The sequence below is a fragment of the Campylobacter concisus genome (assembly GCF_003048375.1).
GTDB classification, from domain to species: Bacteria; Campylobacterota; Campylobacteria; order Campylobacterales; family Campylobacteraceae; genus Campylobacter_A; species Campylobacter_A concisus_T.
The window spans coordinates 1,547,182-1,562,852 of the sequence record NZ_CP021642.1; the positions used below are offsets into that span (position 1 = coordinate 1,547,182).

16 protein-coding genes and 1 pseudogene are annotated in these 15,671 nt (G+C 42.8%); 6 read left to right on the top strand and 11 right to left on the bottom strand.

The features are described from left to right. Window positions 1-10 precede the first annotated feature (10 nt). From CCS77_RS07685 to CCS77_RS07700, 4 genes are all read right to left on the bottom strand, one after another. Window positions 11-220: a hypothetical protein gene (locus tag CCS77_RS07685; protein WP_002941393.1), complete on the bottom strand. Its 210-nt coding sequence runs from the start codon at window positions 218-220 to the stop codon at window positions 11-13. Next, window positions 210-929 (bottom strand): polyphenol oxidase family protein, encoded by a 720-nt coding sequence (locus tag CCS77_RS07690; RefSeq protein ID WP_107917044.1) that lies wholly within the window; start codon window positions 927-929, stop codon window positions 210-212. The genes CCS77_RS07685 and CCS77_RS07690 overlap by 11 nt, the downstream gene beginning before the upstream one ends. 10 nt (window positions 930-939) lie before the next feature. Next, the gene (locus CCS77_RS07695; protein WP_107917045.1) at window positions 940-1,554 is read right to left on the bottom strand and encodes a riboflavin synthase; all 615 of its coding nucleotides are present in this window, start codon (window positions 1,552-1,554) and stop codon (window positions 940-942) included. Window positions 1,555-1,656: 102 nt separating this feature from the next. Beyond that, window positions 1,657-2,565 (bottom strand): AraC family transcriptional regulator, encoded by a 909-nt coding sequence (locus CCS77_RS07700; protein ID WP_107917046.1) that lies wholly within the window; start codon window positions 2,563-2,565, stop codon window positions 1,657-1,659. Window positions 2,566-2,836: 271 nt separating this feature from the next. Here CCS77_RS07700 and CCS77_RS07705 point away from each other — a divergent pair, with 271 nt between their 5' ends. The 3 genes from CCS77_RS07705 to CCS77_RS07715 are packed head-to-tail and all read left to right on the top strand — an operon-like array spanning window position 2,837 to window position 5,439. Beyond that, the gene (locus tag CCS77_RS07705; RefSeq protein WP_236635311.1) at window positions 2,837-3,811 is read left to right on the top strand and encodes an alpha/beta hydrolase; all 975 of its coding nucleotides are present in this window, start codon (window positions 2,837-2,839) and stop codon (window positions 3,809-3,811) included. Between the two features lie 45 nt (window positions 3,812-3,856). Continuing rightward, window positions 3,857-5,005 carry an iron-containing alcohol dehydrogenase gene (locus CCS77_RS07710; RefSeq protein ID WP_107917048.1) on the top strand — a complete coding sequence of 383 codons (1,149 nt, stop codon included), beginning with the start codon at window positions 3,857-3,859 and terminating at the stop codon, window positions 5,003-5,005. 17 nt (window positions 5,006-5,022) lie between these two features. Continuing rightward, on the top strand, window positions 5,023-5,439 hold the full coding sequence (locus CCS77_RS07715) for a cyclophilin-like fold protein (RefSeq protein WP_051257412.1): 417 nt from the start codon (window positions 5,023-5,025) through the stop codon (window positions 5,437-5,439). A gap of 676 nt (window positions 5,440-6,115) precedes the next feature. Here the strand turns inward: CCS77_RS07715 and CCS77_RS07720 are convergent. The 7 genes and pseudogenes from CCS77_RS07720 to gpmI all read right to left on the bottom strand — a co-directional run bounded on the left by CCS77_RS07720 (window position 6,116) and on the right by gpmI (window position 12,774). After that, window positions 6,116-6,958 (bottom strand): annotated as a pseudogene (locus CCS77_RS07720) (YwqG family protein). A gap of 11 nt (window positions 6,959-6,969) precedes the next feature. After that, window positions 6,970-7,824 carry a CbrC family protein gene (locus CCS77_RS07725; RefSeq protein WP_107917049.1) on the bottom strand — a complete coding sequence of 285 codons (855 nt, stop codon included), beginning with the start codon at window positions 7,822-7,824 and terminating at the stop codon, window positions 6,970-6,972. A 203-nt stretch (window positions 7,825-8,027) separates the two neighbouring features. After that, complete coding sequence (gene accA, locus CCS77_RS07730) at window positions 8,028-8,963, bottom strand: acetyl-CoA carboxylase carboxyl transferase subunit alpha (protein ID WP_107917050.1); 936 nt, start codon at window positions 8,961-8,963, stop codon at window positions 8,028-8,030. Window position 8,964: 1 nt separating this feature from the next. Beyond that, complete coding sequence (locus tag CCS77_RS07735; RefSeq protein WP_021085320.1) at window positions 8,965-10,176, bottom strand: beta-ketoacyl-ACP synthase II; 1,212 nt, start codon at window positions 10,174-10,176, stop codon at window positions 8,965-8,967. Window positions 10,177-10,210: 34 nt separating this feature from the next. Continuing rightward, on the bottom strand, window positions 10,211-10,444 hold the full coding sequence (gene acpP, locus CCS77_RS07740; RefSeq protein WP_002941395.1) for an acyl carrier protein: 234 nt from the start codon (window positions 10,442-10,444) through the stop codon (window positions 10,211-10,213). Between the two features lie 86 nt (window positions 10,445-10,530). Further along, complete coding sequence (fabG, locus tag CCS77_RS07745) at window positions 10,531-11,274, bottom strand: 3-oxoacyl-ACP reductase FabG (protein WP_021083753.1); 744 nt, start codon at window positions 11,272-11,274, stop codon at window positions 10,531-10,533. Between the two features lie 36 nt (window positions 11,275-11,310). Then, window positions 11,311-12,774, bottom strand: a complete 1,464-nt coding sequence (gpmI, locus tag CCS77_RS07750; RefSeq protein ID WP_107917051.1) for a 2,3-bisphosphoglycerate-independent phosphoglycerate mutase — start codon at window positions 12,772-12,774, stop codon at window positions 11,311-11,313. Between the two features lie 79 nt (window positions 12,775-12,853). On the opposite strand from gpmI, the gene mraY reads away from it, so the two are divergent. From mraY to murD, 3 genes are read left to right on the top strand one after another with little or no spacing between them, the layout of a single operon-like run. Beyond that, a complete protein-coding gene (gene mraY / locus CCS77_RS07755) occupies window positions 12,854-13,918 on the top strand; it encodes a phospho-N-acetylmuramoyl-pentapeptide-transferase (protein ID WP_021086091.1) in 1,065 nt (354 codons plus the stop codon). Window positions 13,919-13,921: 3 nt separating this feature from the next. Then, a complete protein-coding gene (locus CCS77_RS07760) occupies window positions 13,922-14,437 on the top strand; it encodes a hypothetical protein (protein ID WP_107917052.1) in 516 nt (171 codons plus the stop codon). Window positions 14,438-14,441: 4 nt separating this feature from the next. Next, on the top strand, window positions 14,442-15,659 hold the full coding sequence (gene murD, locus CCS77_RS07765) for a UDP-N-acetylmuramoyl-L-alanine--D-glutamate ligase (RefSeq protein WP_107917053.1): 1,218 nt from the start codon (window positions 14,442-14,444) through the stop codon (window positions 15,657-15,659). Window positions 15,660-15,671 lie beyond the last annotated feature (12 nt).

Below are 15,671 nucleotides of genomic sequence, written 5' to 3' on the forward strand. Positions count from 1 at the left end.
ATTTTATCCTTTATTTGCTAAGTTGTACTTTTTCTTCTATCTCCATCAGTTTTATAAAAATTTGCTCGATATTTTCCCTATCCACGGCACTTAGCTCCATCTTTTTTGAGCTAAGCAGCATCTGCACAAACTCTTCATTCATAAGCTGCTCAAAGCCCAAATTTCTAGCGTTTTGAGCTATTTTTGCCGCTAGTGGATTTTTAAAGCTCTCATATCCCATTTTTATCCTTAAATTTCACTGCAAATCCACAAAATCTACCGCACACGCCGTCTCTTCGGTATGAAAAATATCTCTCGTCGCAGTGCGTGCAGACCTCGCTAAAGTTTAAATTTCTAACCCCAAGTGCGCTAAATTCATCTCTCAAGGCTGCGTTCATATCAAAATTTCTACCTATTTTATATGCGTTAAATTCCCCAAGATCAAGCTCGCCCACCTCGTAGCAGCCGCCTTTTATATTTGCTCCAACAAAGACGCTGATGTCGCCCGCTTTTGAGCCAAATTTCTCGCCCATAAGCATAATGGCTTTTGTGCAAATTTTTAGCGTCACGCCAGCTCTTCCTGCATGAGCCACGCAGATAGCGCCCCGCCTCTCATCTATCATCACGACTGGCGAGCAGTCAGCCACCAAAACGCAGATGCCAACATCACTTAAATTTGTGATCACAGCGTCGCACTCTGGCAGCTCATCCTCCTCGTTTTCAAGGGCAAAAACCTTGTCCGAGTGGATCTGCTTCATAAATTTAAGCTGCCTAACGCCCAAATTTCTAGCCAAAATTTCTCTATTTTTAATGACATCTCTTGGCTCATCGCCCACGTGATCACCCAAATTTAGCGAGCTAAATTGACCCTCGCTCACGCCGCCAAGCCTGTTTGTAAAGCCAGCCACTATGCCATTTTTATCAAAAACGATATCTAAATTTTCACGCATCTTCGCTCACTTAGTAGAGGCTTGAAATTCTCTCGACCTCGTCCCAGCTAAGGCCGCCACTTTGCTTAGCCTCAAGCATCCTAGCCACGTAGCGAGCCAGCAAGTCGCTCTCGATATTTACTCGCCTGCCAACCTTGAAAGTGCCAAAAAGGCTGTCTCTAAATGTGATCGGTATGATCGTTAGCCTTATGCCCTTTGACAAAATTTCATTTATCGTAAGGCTCACGCCCTCGACGCCCACCGAGCCCTTGTTTGCCATCAGAGCCATCGCCTCACGTGGCAAGTCTATGTAAAAATCAACGCCATTTTCATGCTTTTTTATAGCTGAGATCACGCCGATAAAATCGATATGCCCTTGCATCAAATGCCCATCCACACGCTCTCCAAGCTTCATCGCAGGCTCGATATGCACCAAGCCACTTAAATTTTCAACCGCGACATTTGCCCTGCTCTCTGCGCTTAGCTCCACGCTAAAGCCATCATCGTATAGTTTGATAACGCTTAAGCAAGCGCCATTTACTGCAATACTGTCGCCTAAATTTGGACGAAATTTTGCCTTTAGCCGTAAAACATTTTGCGAGTAGCTAATGACCTCGGCAAGCTCCCTGATTAAGCCATTAAACATATTTTGCCTTTAAATTTTTTAAGGATTTTACTAAATTTTGCCTAAATTTGGCGCATGGATAGATTTGCTGGTTTTGTGAAATTTAAGAGCGCTAAAATAAATTTACGACGCCACGCCAGAGCGTAAAATTTCGCTATGAATTTTAGGTGGCATGCCAAACATCCTTGCGTATTCGCGGCTAAACTGCGACGCGCTCTCATATCCTACATCAAAGGCGGCCTGCGCAACGCCGATATTTTTATTTACGAGCAGGTTTTTAGCCTCCTCAAGGCGGATCTTTTTTTGAAAGGCTACTGGGCTTAGCGAGGTTACGATTTTAAAGTTATGATATAGCGAAGACTCGCTCATATCGCACTCTCTAGCGACATCTTTCATATTTAGTTTTTGCGAAAACTCGTTTTTTATCTTTGCTACGGCTTTTGAAATTTTATTTGAAACGCTGCCTTGCATTGCAAATTTACTTAAAAAATAGCCGCTTTTATCGTTTGTTGCGAGCATGTAAAGTATCTCTTTTTTAGCAAGGTCTGAGAGAAATTTGACCTTATCTTTTGGCTTTTCTAGCAACCAAACAAACCTCGAAACAGGCTCTAAAATCTCATCCGTTAGCTCGCCAAAAAATATGCCTTTTTCGCTTTTTTGCAAGCTCTGCTCTTTTACATCCACGCCTTTTAGCACTTCATAGACCTCATCTAGGCTAAATTTAATGCAGAGCGAGATGTAGGGCTTCTCTTTTGAGGCGTCTGTTAGGCTTACATTTAGCGGCACATGAGTAGAGGCTAGCGCGTAGGTTTGCTCGTCATATCCATACATCTCATCGCCAAAGCCTATCGCCTTTGCTCCTTGCAGTATTATGCATAAAGACGGCTCATAAACTGTACTGATAAAATCATGCGTTTTATCGCTGATATAAAAGTCAAGCGAGACAATGTCGCTTTGCGCAGATCCCGCTATGCCGTATCTATCTAATAAAAACTCTTTTGTCTGCTCTTTTAGCAAATTTACATCAGCCATTTTTGCGCTCCCCAAGTCAAATTTTGCAAAATTATACAGCTTTTTAGAAAATTTGCAGGATTAGGCATGAAATTTAGAGGATCGTTCTAACGTAAAATTTACAATACAGATATAATGCATCACAACAAAAGGGTATGCGGGACAAGTAAAATCCAAAGCTCGCCAAAATATCAAAAAATTTATGTCGGCGCTTGTAGCGTCAAGTTTTATTTTAGGAGGCAATTTAGTGGCTAGCACAAACGTAGTAAAATCACCGCTAGAGGCGGTATCGATGGTAAGCGAGTGGGACAAAGTTTTCACTAAAAGCGATAAGGTAGATCACAAGAAAGTTAAATTTAAAAATCGTTATGGTGTTGAGATAGTAGGCGATCTTTATACGCCTAAAAATTTGCATGGCAAAGCAGCTGCGATCGCAGTTAGCGGACCTTTTGGCGCAGTCAAAGAGCAATCAAGCGGCCTTTACGCCCAAACTTTAGCCGAGCGCGGCTTTATCACGCTTGCCTTTGATCCAAGCTACACCGGAGAGAGCGGCGGCGAGCCAAGAAATTTAGCAAGCCCAGAGATAAACACTGATGATTTTAGCGCAGCGGTGGATTTTCTAGGCACCAAGAGTAATATAGATCGAGATAAAATCGGCATTTTAGGCGTATGCGGCTGGGGCGGTTTTGCTATAAACGCAGCTCTTGCCGATCCTCGCATAAAGGCGGTTGCGACCAGCACGATGTATGATATGACGCGAGTGATGGCAAAAGGCTACAGCGATAGTGTGGGCGCCGATGAGAGATATGAAACTAAAAAGAAGCTAGCCGAGCAACGCTGGGTCGATCTCCAAAATGGCAAACCAGCATATACGGGTGCGATAAATGTTGATCCAAAAAAGATAGACGCGAGCACGCCGCAGTTTGTCGCTCAGTATGCTGACTATTACCGCACACCACGCGGCTATCACAAACGCTCTGTAAATTCAAACAGCGGAGAGAGCGGCTGGATAGTTACAAATCCTATCTCGTTTATAAATATGCCGATCCTTGCCTACGCAAGCGAGATGAGAACTCCAACTCTTATCGTAGCCGGCGAGAAAGCGCACTCAAGATACTTTAGCGAGGACGCCTTTAAATCTCTTGGCAATAAAAATAAAGAGCTAGTTATCGTCCCTGGTGCCGTGCATACAGACCTATATGACAATAAAAATAACAAGATCCCATACGATAAATTTGAGGAATTTTTCAAAGCAAATTTGAAATAAACCGCTGCCCCTGCACCTTGCGGGGGAAATTTAAAAAGGAAAACAATGGAAAATTTTACATTTTATAACCCAGTAAGAATAGAATTTGGCAAAGGCAAAGAGGCTCATATCGGCGAGTATATGAGAGAATTTGGTGCTAAAAAAGCCCTTGTGCTATACGGCAGTGAGCGCGTAAAAAAGAGCGGTCTGCTTGGCGTAGCTACCGATAGTCTAAAAGCAAATGGCATCGAATTTACTGAGCTTGGTGGCGTGAAATCAAACCCGGTGCTAAACAAAGTAAATGAAGCGATCAAAATAGCCCGTGAATTTGGCGCTGATAGCGTACTAGCTGTTGGCGGTGGCTCGGTGCTAGACTCTGCAAAGGCAGTCGCCGCCGGAGCTAAATACGATGGCGACGTGTGGGACTTTTTCGTAGGTAAAAATCCGGCCGAGTCACTCATGGTATTTGACATCATCACGCTAGCAGCAACTGGCTCTGAGATGAATCAAAACGGCGTCGTGACCAACGAGGCGGCTAAACTAAAGCTTCATCTGGGCGCGCCGTGCCTTTTCCCAAAAGTATCTGTCGTAAACCCGCAGCTACAAGCCACCGTTAGCCGCGACTATCTAGTTTATAGCGCAAGCGACGTTATCGCGCACAGCATAGAGGGCTATTTCACAGCTACAAACTATCCGCTAATCGCCAGAATGCAGGTAGAAGCAAACATCAAAACTATCATCCGAACGACTGAAATTTTACTTGCAAACCCTGATGACTACGACGCTAGAGCTGAGTTTGCCTGGGTTGCGACGATGGCGCTAAATGGCATAACTATGGTTGGTACCTCAGGTATCGAGTATCCAAACCACATGATCGAGCATGCGATGAGTGCGGTAACAGACTGTGCGCACGGAGCGGGACTTAGCGTAGTGATGCCTGCGTGGATGAAGTGGTATAAGGATAGAAATTTAGGCGTATTTGAGCGTTTTGCGAGAGAAATTTTTGGGCTTAAAACCGCAGATGAGTGCATAGAGGCGCTAAAAGTGTGGTTTGACAAAATAGGCACTCCAACAAGACTATCACAGCTAGAGATAGATAGCGAGGCGCTTATAAATGAGATCGCGGGTGTTGCCTATGAAAACGCAAAGGCGTGGGCGATGCAAGAGCTCTATCCAAAGAAAAATATCGTCCAAATCCTTGAACTGGCAAAATAAATTTAAAGTGAGTCAAAATGAGAAAAATTTTAGCCATCTTTATGCTTTTTGCGGGGTTAAATTTGGCAGCAGGAGAGAAAATGCAAAATTTAAAGATAATCCTAAAGAGCTCTAACGGCGAAGCGACGGCTATCCTAGACGATACGGCAGCAGCAAGAAGCTTTGCCGCACAGCTACCGCTAACGCTAAATTTAGAGGACTACGGCGGACACGAAAAGATCGCCAAGCTGCCAAAACCGCTTGATACAAGAGGCGCTCCGAGCGGCAGCGACGGCAAAAAAGGCGAGATCTCGTACTTTGCTCCGTGGAACAACTTTGTCATCTACTACGGCTACCAGCCCTATTATGAGGGCATCGTGCGTTTAGGCGTGATCGAGGGCGATGTGAGTTCGGTCGCAAAAGACGGGCAGATCAAGATCGAGCTAGTAAAATAATATAAATTTTATGATGCTTGAAAATCTTGATAAATAAAATTAAAACGCTTAAATTTTAGTTAAAAAAGACAACTGCCACCCACGACAAGGTGAGTGATAAAATTTTTGCAGACGTATGCCTAAGATCACGCTACTTTTTGGCGCGACACACACATCACGCAAAATTTACACTGGCGCAGCGGACAGTAAAAAATAACGTGGATAAAGCATTTAAATGAAGAAAAATGCGAAATTGATCAAAAATTTATCTTTGATTTTGGTATATTTTATTTGCCAATGACGATAAAAAGATCTTATGCAGCAAAATGAGGCACTTTGTGCAACAGGACTAGCTTTTTAGTGGTTGCACCAAAAAATTGCGAGTATAACTAATAAAAGATTGCAAAAATTCACTCAAAGTGCGAGATGATTAGCAAGCAGAAATTTAAAGAACATAAAGGGCGCTGGAAATTTTAGCGATGAGCCACTAGTTTGGTAGCAAAAGTCACTTGCAAGGTAAATTTGGCTGGCGGTAAATTATAAAAAATTTAAATTTGATCTAGCCAGTATAAATTTCATCTACCATTTGCCTTTAAATTTACATATTCTAAACGCGAAATTTATATGGCTCGCCAAAAACAGCAATAATAATTTTACTACCGGACACATATCAAAAGCTCTTGGCTAAATTTCGGCCCTAGCTTGTCTGCAAAACTAGCCACGTCTTGCTAAAGTCGCGCGCCGCCAGGTCGTCCCTCTTTATCCACAGATAAACTCTACCCTCTCCGTCCCAGTCCATGTCGCTATCCCAGTCGCTATCTATCTGCAAAAGCAGCTGCCACTGGGCGGCATTTTTCTCAAACTACGCGATATTTGGGTGGTGATAAGCGCTACCATCGCCGCAGTCAAGGCCGTTTGCCACGAGCTCACACTCTAGCTCCATGCCATCTTGGATGTTGTCAGAGTGACCAAGTAGCTTGTTTTCTTTGGCCTGCCAGCTTGGCTCAATGACCTCGTGATATGCCTCCCACTCCTCCTCGCTAAATTTGCCAAATGGTACGAGCGAGCTTTGCAAACTTGGCAAATTTAGCTCGTTTTTAAAGCTAAGAGAGCGTGCGCCAAATGTGAAATTTCCGCTATCCATGTTTTGGCGAGCAAGCTGGTCTTGAGCTGCCTCACTAAAGATCACAGCAAAGCCCTTTTTATCAGCAGGGTCGTAACCCCAAACACGCAAATTTATATCATAAAAAAGATAGAGCATGCCACTTTTTGGTAGTAACCCGTCGGTGTCAAATTTGCTGACTTCAGTAAAATTTATCTGCGCCACAAAGCTAAGCGCGCCGTTTTCATTTGAGGGCCAAGACACGCTAGCTGGCAGATCTGGCTGCCCGCCAAATTTAGACGCTCCAACAGCGATATCACCGTCATCTCTAGCCTGCGCATCTATCTTTATAGCATTTTTAGCCATTGGCTTTAAAAACTCAAAAAGCTCATCCAAGCCGCGCTCTTTGCAGCCTTTTGCAATTTCATTTAGATCCATATTTTTCCTTTCTAGCAAGCATCAATGTAGATGTGATACTTTTTGCAGTGTAAGCAGCGAAACAAATACCCAGCAAAGTTGCCGCCCGCCACGAGCATCTCGCGCGCCATTTTCACGTCATACTTATCCCTTTTTGTGTAGTCATCAAAAACCTCGTCTGCGATGCCGAGCTCCTCAAGCTCCTTTGTGCCCACATCGCCTAAAAATGCGCAATAATCATCACAGCACACCACCCAGTGTTCGCCCTGCCAGCTCTCATAGCCAGGTGTTCTTCTAAAAAGCTCATCATCTTTTTTGGCGTCATCCGTGGCAAGCTTGTCGGCGTCTTGCACAAATGTAGCGTCAAATTTCTTAGCAGCTGCGCCATTTGCAATGCAAGCTGGGCAAAGATAGGTGACGTCTTGCTCGCTATAGATGCCATTATCATAGTAAATTTCAGTGGTTTCGCCGCAGCACTCGCAGGTGACACTCATATCATCTTTAAATGCGCCAGTTTTTAATGGCTCTGGGTGATAGCGAAATTTTGGTAAGGTGGCGACCTTTGCCTTTTGGGCTAAAATTTGCCCTTTACTTTTTGGCCTTGGCACTGCCCATTTGTCGCCCTTATCCACAAACTGCGCAAGATAGCCAAGCGTTTTTAGTTGCTTTTTGTCGTTTCTATCGTGTATCTTTAAAAGTAGCTCATAAGCGCTCTTTTGCATAGACAAAAGCTGATAAATATCTACTAAAACGTGTTTTGCCTGCGGCTCCTCGCTTGCTTCAAGCTCTTCTTTAAACTGATACAAAGCCTCCACGCTCGCCGCATTGCCGTTATTTTTGTAGTAATCTTTTGAAAGGTTTATATATTTTTCTTGAAATTTATCCACAAATAGCCTTTATGAAATTTGCTAAGAATTTTAGCTTTAAAGACTTAAAAGTCGCATAGATGAGTTATTAAAATTTAAAAGAGTGTGATAAAAATATAAAATTGTTTAATTTTTAAAATTTAAAAAAGGTATATTAAATTTAGCGCAAATGAGAGCCACAAGCGAATTTACCTAAACTTTTAACTCACTTGCGACTATAAATTTTACTCTTCGTAAGCCCCGATAGAGAGAATTTTGTCTATTCTTTTTACGACAAGCTCGTTTATATCAAGCTTCTCAAGCTCAGCTAGCTCTGAGATGAAGTAGTTTGCAAGTGCTTTTGCAGCACCGTCTTTATCTCTATGAGCTCCATTTATCGGCTCGTTTATCACGTCATCTATAAGCGATAAATTTTTTAAGTCATCAGCCGTTATCTTCATCGATTTTGTGGCTTGCTCTTGTTTAGCTGGATCGTTCCAAAGTATCGCTGCACAACCTTCTGGCGAGATGACTGAAAAGACAGAGTTTTTCATCATGGCAAGTCTATCAGCCACGCCTATTGCTAAAGCACCGCCACTTCCGCCTTCGCCGATAACGACAGCTATTATTGGAGTTTTTAAATTTGCAAATTCAAATAAATTTCTAGCTATGGCCTCGCTTTGACCTCGCTCTTCAGCGCCAACACCAGGATATGCGCCCGGAGTGTCTATCAAAAATAAGATAGGTAGGTTAAATTTCTCAGCCAATTTTGCTACGCGTAAAGCCTTTCGGTAACCCTCTGGATGAGGCATACCAAAATTTCTTTTTAGTTTATTTTTAGTGCCACGACCTTTTTGCTCACCTATAACGACAGCCTTTTTGCCTCCGATATAACCGATGTAGCAGACTATTGCTGGGTCGTCGCGAAATGCCCTGTCGCCATGGATCTCATAGCCATCAACTAAAAATGAATTTATATAATCAATAGCGTATGGCCTATCTGGGTGACGAGCAAGTTGTAAACGTTGATATTCGTTTAAATTTTTATATACTTTTGATATCTCTTTAGATAGGTTCTTATTTAAAATTTCAACAGCATGTTCATCGCCTCTGATCTTAGCATTTGCTATATCTTCATCAATTTGCTTTATGCTCTTTTCAAAATCTAAATAATTTGACATCTTAATCCAACTTTTTAAATATCACGACGCCGTTTGTTCCGCCAAAGCCAAATGAGTTGCTCATGACAGCTTTTATATCAGCTTTTCTAGCTTTATTTGGAACGTAGTCTAGATCACAGTCTGGATCTGGCGTTTCGTAGTTTATCGTTGGAGGGATGATGCCATCTCTCATTGCCATTATAGATATGACAGCTTCGATCGCACCAGCACCACCTAAGCAGTGTCCAGTCTGACCTTTAGTTGAACTAACTGGTGGGCACTTATCACCAAAAACAGCCTTTAACGCAGCTGTCTCATTTTTATCATTTACTGGCGTTGAAGTACCATGTGCGTTCACGTAGTCTATCTTTACGCCTTTTGCCATATCAAGTGCTTGCTTCATCGCGCTTAATGGACCTTCAAGTGTTGGTGATGTGATATGGTGTGCATCTCCGCTCTCACCAAATCCAACTACTTCAGCGTAAATTTTAGCACCTCTTGCAACAGCTGACTCATACTCTTCAAGCACAAGTGCGCCAGCGCCTTCGCCCATTACAAAACCATCGCGGTTTGCATCAAATGGCCTTGATGCCTTACTTGGTTCATCATTTCTAGTTGATAGCGCTTTCATCGCCGCAAAACCGCCTATGCCAACGCCACAGATAGTTGACTCAGCGCCGATAACTAGCATATTTGTAGCTTGACCAATCATTATGCATTTTGCAGCTTGTGATATCGCATGAGTGCTTGCTGCACAAGCTGTTACGCTTGATAAATTTGGACCTTTTAGTCCGTGGTTTATTGAAACTATGCCACCTAGCATATTTACAAGTGCAGATGGGATGAAAAATGGTGAAATTCTCTTTACGCCTTTTTCAAAATATGTGATTGAGTTTTTCTCAATATTTGGCAAACCGCCTATACCAGCAGCTGAACTAACGCCAAATTTGTGAGCGTCAAACTCCTTAAAATTTGCATCAGCCATAGCTTCGTTAGATGCTTTTATGCCAAGCTGTATGAAACGATCTACTTTTTTCACCTCTTTGCCGTCTAAAATGCTATTTGGATCAAAATCAGTTATCTCGGCAGCAATTTTAACAGGGAATTCGCTTACATCAAAGCTCGTGATCTCTTTCACACCTGTTTTACCCTCGCAAATAGCCTTAAAAGAGCTCTCTTTATCAAGACCAAGTGCGTTTATCATGCCAATACCAGTTACAACGACTCGTTTCAATACATCTCCTTAAATCAAACTATGCAAATTTAAATTATTTGCCTAGTTTTTCTATATAATTTACAACGTCTTGAATGCTTACTAATTTCTCTGCTTCGCTATCAGGAATTTCTACTTCAAATTTCTCTTCTAAAGCCATAACTAGCTCTACAACGTCAAGTGAATCAGCGCCTAAATCTTCGATGATTTTAGACTCTAGTTTTACCGCTTGTGGATCTACGCTTAGTTGCTCTACAACTACGTCTCTTACGTCTTCAAATACTGCCATTTAAGGTCTCCTTATAAAAAATGTCTGTTATCTTATAATATTTACGCTTTTATTTATTTTAAATTTCAAAACTTGTTGAAATTTCATTACATATAAAGTCCGCCGTTTATTTTTAGCGTCTCGCCAGTCACGTAGCTAGCATGATCACTTAGTAAAAATGCAACCGCCTCGGCCACCTCGCTAGCACTGCCAAAGCGTTTTAGTGGGATATTATCGCTATAAGTTTTTTTCACCTCATCACTTAGTCCATGCGTCATATCAGTCTCGATAAAGCCCGGAGTTACGCTGTTAAAGCGGATATTTCTACTTGCGCCCTCTTTTGCAAAGCTCTTACTCATGGCGATTAGTCCGCCCTTGCTGGCTGAATAATTCACCTGCCCTGCATTTCCCATCTCACCAACGATAGATGCGACGTTTACGACCGCTCCAAAGCGCTTTTTACTCATCACTTTTAAAGCCTCTCTACATCCTATGAAAGCTGAAGTTAAATTTGCATTTATCACATCTGTAAATTCGCTAGTTTTCATGCGAAGCGCTAGCTTGTCATTTGTGATGCCAGCGTTATTTACGAGGTAGCTTAGCTCACCGTCGCTATCAACTATCAAATTTATACCTTTTATAAACTCATCTTCGTCTGTTGCGTCAAATTTTATCACCGCAGCCTTGCCGCCATTTTGCTCGATCTCAGCTTGCAAAGCGTCTGCTATCTCAGGCTTTGAGCGGTAGTTTATCCACACTTTTAAGCCCATATTTGCAAGCGTCTTTGCGATCTGTGCGCCGATACCTCTACTTGCACCTGTTATTAGCACGTTTTTTCCGCTAAATTTCATAGATTCTCCTTATAAATTTTGCTTATATTATCAAATTTAAAATAACGCCTCGTCCATTTCAGCTGGGATCTCAAGCCCCATGAGCTTTAAAACGCTAGGCGCAATGTTGTTTAGACCGCCATTTTTTAGCTCTTTTACACCTTCAGCCATCACAAAGCAAAAGACGTCATAGGTCGTGTGGTTTGTCAGTAGCTCGCCGCTGCTATCACGCATCTCTTCGCAGTTTCCGTGATCGCTCGTGATGATCATCGCGTAGTTTTTCTCTTTTGCCTTGGTGTAAATTTCTCCAAGAGCCCTATCCACTGCCTCAACCGCCTTTATAGCGGCCTCGTAGTTGCCAGTATGCCCCACCATATCGCCATTTGCGAAATTTACCACTATAAAGTCTTGCTCGTCATCCATGCCCTTTAGCACGGCTTTGCAAACATCAGCAGCACTCATCTCTGGCTTTTCGTCGTAGGTTTTGACCTTTGGACTGGGGATTAGCACCCTAGTTTCGTTGCTAGCTAGCTCCTCGACGCCACCATTAAAGAAAAATGTTACGTGGGCGTATTTTTCAGTCTCAGCCGTGTGAAGCTGCCTTAGTCCAGCAGCTGCTATGACCTCGCTTAGAGTGTTTTTTATCTTTTCATTTTTAAAGAGCACTTCAAATTTAAAATTTGCGTCGTATTCGGTCATGGTGATTAGATTTTTGATAGCAAAAGGTCGCTCAAACTCGCTAAATTTCTCCTCGCCTAGAGCCTGGCAAATCTCTCTTGCTCTATCATTTCTAAAATTTATTACGATCACGCCGTCATCTTTGCCTATGCCCTTAAAGCCATTAAAGCTTGCTGGCTTTACAAACTCGTCTGTCACGCCCTCATCATAGCTTTTTTGTAGATACTCGCTTGGTGCCAGATCGCTTAAATTTGCCCCATTTACTAGGCTGTCATAGGCCTCTTTTACGCGCTCCCAACGTTTGTCTCTATCCATCGCGTAAAATCTCCCACAAACGGTCGCTACCTTAAATTTAGCCTCCAAGCTTTTTATGAAATTTAAACCGCTATTTGGGCTAACGTCGCGTCCGTCGGTGATAGCGTGGGCAAAAACTTCGCAGCCATTTTTACTAGCAAGCTCGCACATACCATCAAAATGCTCCATATGAGAGTGCACGCCGCCGTCGCTATAAAGCCCTATGACGTGGATCTTTTTGCACTTTTTAAAAAGAACTTTTAGCGCTTCATTTTCTGCTATTGAGCCGTCATTAAAGCCGCGTGAAATTTTGACCAAATTTTGATACAAAACTCGACCGCTTCCTATGCACATGTGCCCTACTTCGCTATTTCCCATCTGCCCTTTGGGTAGTCCCACGGCGTTTCCAGAAGTTTTTATGAGCGAGTTTGGAATTTCTTTAAAAAATTTATCGTAGTTTGGCTTTTTGGCCGCCTCAAATGCATTAAATTTGCCATTTTTGTTTGATCCGATGCCATCAGTTATTATAAGTATAGTTTTTTGAGCCATTTTTAAATTTTATCCTTAAATTTAGATAATTTTTAAGGCCATTATACTAAAATTGCTTTTTTTTAAAATAAAGGCCCCTATGTTTTACTATATCTACGAAATTTTAAATTTTAATATCTTTCAGTATATCACCGTTCGCGCTGGCATCGCGTTTTTCATAGCATTTATCTTGACAGCTTATCTGATGCCTAAATTTATCGCTTGGGCAAAGGCAAAAAACGCCGCCCAGCCTATCTACGAGCTCGCGCCACAAACTCACCAAAAAAAGGCTAAAACGCCAACCATGGGCGGACTTGTCTTTGTCTTTACAGCCGTGATCGCCACGATCATCTGCGCTAGGCTTGATAACGCCTTTGTGCTAGCCTCGCTCTTTTGCCTAGTTTGCTTCACTTTGCTTGGCTACAAGGATGACTACAGCAAAATTTTAGGTGCGAAAAACCACGCTGGTCTAAGCCCAAAGGCAAAGCTCTTTTTTCAATTTTTAATCGCCTTTTTACTCGCAGCCTTTTTATACATCAGTAAAGAGCTAAACACCGAGTTTTACCTGCCATTTTACAAGCAGCCGATCTTTGACATGAAAATTTTTGCCATTTTCTTTTGGACGCTTGTCATCGTCGCGGCTTCAAATGCGGTAAATTTAACAGACGGACTTGACGGACTTGCCGCCGTGCCATCGATATTTTCGCTTCTAACTCTTGGCGTTTTTGCCTACATCTGCGGTCACGCTGTCTTTAGCTCGTACCTACTTTTACCAAAGATCGCAGGCGTTGGCGAGAGCGTCGTCGTAGCCTCTGCGCTAATTGGCTCACTCATGGGCTTTTTGTGGTTTAACTGCCATCCGGCTGAAGTCTTTATGGGCGATAGCGGCAGCCTAAGCGTTGGCGCATATATCGGCTTTATGGGCGTTGCGACCAAAAACGAAATTTTGCTCATTATCATCGGCCTCATCTTTGTCGTTGAGACCCTAAGCGTCATCTTGCAGGTGGGTAGCTTTAAAATTTTTAAACGCAGAATTTTTCTCATGGCGCCTATACATCACCATTTTGAGATAAAGGGCTGGGCAGAAAATAAGATCATCGTGCGCTTTTGGATCATCGCACTTTTGGCAAATTTGATCGCACTAACGGCGCTAAAGATCAGGTAGATCATGCGAGCGCAGATAGAGCCTGACTTTGAGAGTGCTAGAAAAAAGTATGATGAAATTTTGGAGCAAATTTTAGCCTACACCGACTATTGCGACGAATTTGGCGATGAGGACGGCGAAGAGTACCGCAAAGTAGAGCAGCGTCTAGCCAAGATAAGCGGCAAAGATATGAGTAAATTTAGCCTGCACGAGTGGTGGGAGGCCGAGGGCGCTGAAAATCTCGCCTTTGACATCGCTTTGCCAGAGCCAAAAGTGGTGGCTGACATAACAAAAGACGAGCTTAGCGAGATTGTGGAGCGCATGTTGGCGCCTACGCCTGAATTTGAAGATGATTTTTTAGAGGCATTTTACGCAAGAGTGACATTTGCTTGCAAGGGTGCTTATTTTGCAGAGTTTTTGAAGCTAAATTTTGCCAAAACCTTTAGCTTTGAGCTCTTTGAGCGCCGCGAGATAGAGGGCGTGATGCGTGAGCTAAGTGCTAACGAGATAGTAGAAATTTTATGGGGCAAAAGAGGATAAAAGTATGAGAAAATCACTATTTGGCTATGGTGGCACGACAAAGGCGATCGCTAAAAACTTCGTAAATGACGGACTTTGGGATATCTATGACGATAAATTTAGCGAAATTTCTAAGGATGAGTTTGGCAATGCTCTTTTGCCAGTTAGCAAATTTGACCCAGCAAAAAGCGGCCTAGAGATACCAAGCCCTGGCATCCCACCTCACCACGAGCTTATCAAAAAAGCTAAAAATTTAATCAGCGAATATGACTATTTTTATGAAATTTACAAGGCGCATCTGCCATTTAACATCTGGATAAGCGGCACAAACGGCAAGACGACGACCACAAAGATGATGCAGCACCTGCTAGAGAGCAAAGGCTCAGTAATGGGCGGAAACGTCGGCATCGCGCTAGCAAATTTAAACCCGCACGCTAAAATTTGGATACTTGAGACTAGCTCATTTACGCTGCACTACACAAACCGCGCAACGCCTGGCATCTACGTGCTTTTGCCGATCACTCCAGATCATCTAAGCTGGCATGGAAACATGAGCGAGTACGAAAAGGCAAAGCTTAAGCCGCTTGCTAGCATGAGTGAAACGAGCGTGGCGATCGTGCCTGAAATTTACGCTAAAACGCCTACAAAGGCAAAAGTGATCGCATATAAGGATGAGAGCGACTTGGCTAAATTTTGCGGCGTAAATTTGGGCGATATAGCCTTTAAAACGCCGTTTTTACTTGATGCACTGCTAGCACTTGCGGTGGAGAAAATTTTATTTGACCGCTGTGACGTTGAGCTTTTAAACACATTTGTTATCGAAGCAAACAAGCTTGAAGAATTTACTGATAACAATGGTCGAACCTGGGTAAATGACACAAAAGCGACCAACATAGATGCGAGCATTCAAGCCGTAAAACGCTACAAAGATCACTTCATGCACCTAATCTTAGGTGGCGATGACAAGGGCGTTAGCATGGATGAGCTATTTGAGATTTTAAAGGGCCTTAAGGTCAAAATTTACGCCATCGGCTCAAACAGCGACAAACTTATGAATTTAGCTGCTAAATTTAGTGTGCCAGCCCTAAAATGCGACTTTTTACAAAACGCCGTAAATGAGATAAGCAAAGAGCTTAAAAGTGGCGAGATAGCGCTTCTAAGCCCAGCAGCTGCGAGCCTTGATCAGTTTAAGAGCTACGCCGAACGAGGAGATAAATTTAAAGAGTTTATAAGGGCTCTTTGATTTTAAGCTATT

What these genes read in the sequence shown, in the direction of transcription:
- CCS77_RS07685 (WP_002941393.1), bottom strand. Translation starts at nt 220, where the DNA reads ATGGGATATGAGAGCTTTAAAAATCCACTAGCGGCAAAAATAGCTCAA.
- CCS77_RS07690 (WP_107917044.1), bottom strand. Translation starts at nt 929, where the DNA reads ATGCGTGAAAATTTAGATATCGTTTTTGATAAAAATGGCATAGTGGCT.
- CCS77_RS07695 (WP_107917045.1), bottom strand. Translation starts at nt 1,554, where the DNA reads ATGTTTAATGGCTTAATCAGGGAGCTTGCCGAGGTCATTAGCTACTCG.
- CCS77_RS07700 (WP_107917046.1), bottom strand. Translation starts at nt 2,565, where the DNA reads ATGGCTGATGTAAATTTGCTAAAAGAGCAGACAAAAGAGTTTTTATTA.
- CCS77_RS07705 (WP_236635311.1), top strand. Translation starts at nt 2,837, where the DNA reads ATGGTAAGCGAGTGGGACAAAGTTTTCACTAAAAGCGATAAGGTAGAT.
- CCS77_RS07710 (WP_107917048.1), top strand. Translation starts at nt 3,857, where the DNA reads ATGGAAAATTTTACATTTTATAACCCAGTAAGAATAGAATTTGGCAAA.
- CCS77_RS07715 (WP_051257412.1), top strand. Translation starts at nt 5,023, where the DNA reads ATGAGAAAAATTTTAGCCATCTTTATGCTTTTTGCGGGGTTAAATTTG.
- accA (WP_107917050.1), bottom strand. Translation starts at nt 8,963, where the DNA reads ATGTCAAATTATTTAGATTTTGAAAAGAGCATAAAGCAAATTGATGAA.
- acpP (WP_002941395.1), bottom strand. Translation starts at nt 10,444, where the DNA reads ATGGCAGTATTTGAAGACGTAAGAGACGTAGTTGTAGAGCAACTAAGC.
- fabG (WP_021083753.1), bottom strand. Translation starts at nt 11,274, where the DNA reads ATGAAATTTAGCGGAAAAAACGTGCTAATAACAGGTGCAAGTAGAGGT.
- gpmI (WP_107917051.1), bottom strand. Translation starts at nt 12,774, where the DNA reads ATGGCTCAAAAAACTATACTTATAATAACTGATGGCATCGGATCAAAC.
- mraY (WP_021086091.1), top strand. Translation starts at nt 12,854, where the DNA reads ATGTTTTACTATATCTACGAAATTTTAAATTTTAATATCTTTCAGTAT.
- CCS77_RS07760 (WP_107917052.1), top strand. Translation starts at nt 13,922, where the DNA reads ATGCGAGCGCAGATAGAGCCTGACTTTGAGAGTGCTAGAAAAAAGTAT.
- murD (WP_107917053.1), top strand. Translation starts at nt 14,442, where the DNA reads ATGAGAAAATCACTATTTGGCTATGGTGGCACGACAAAGGCGATCGCT.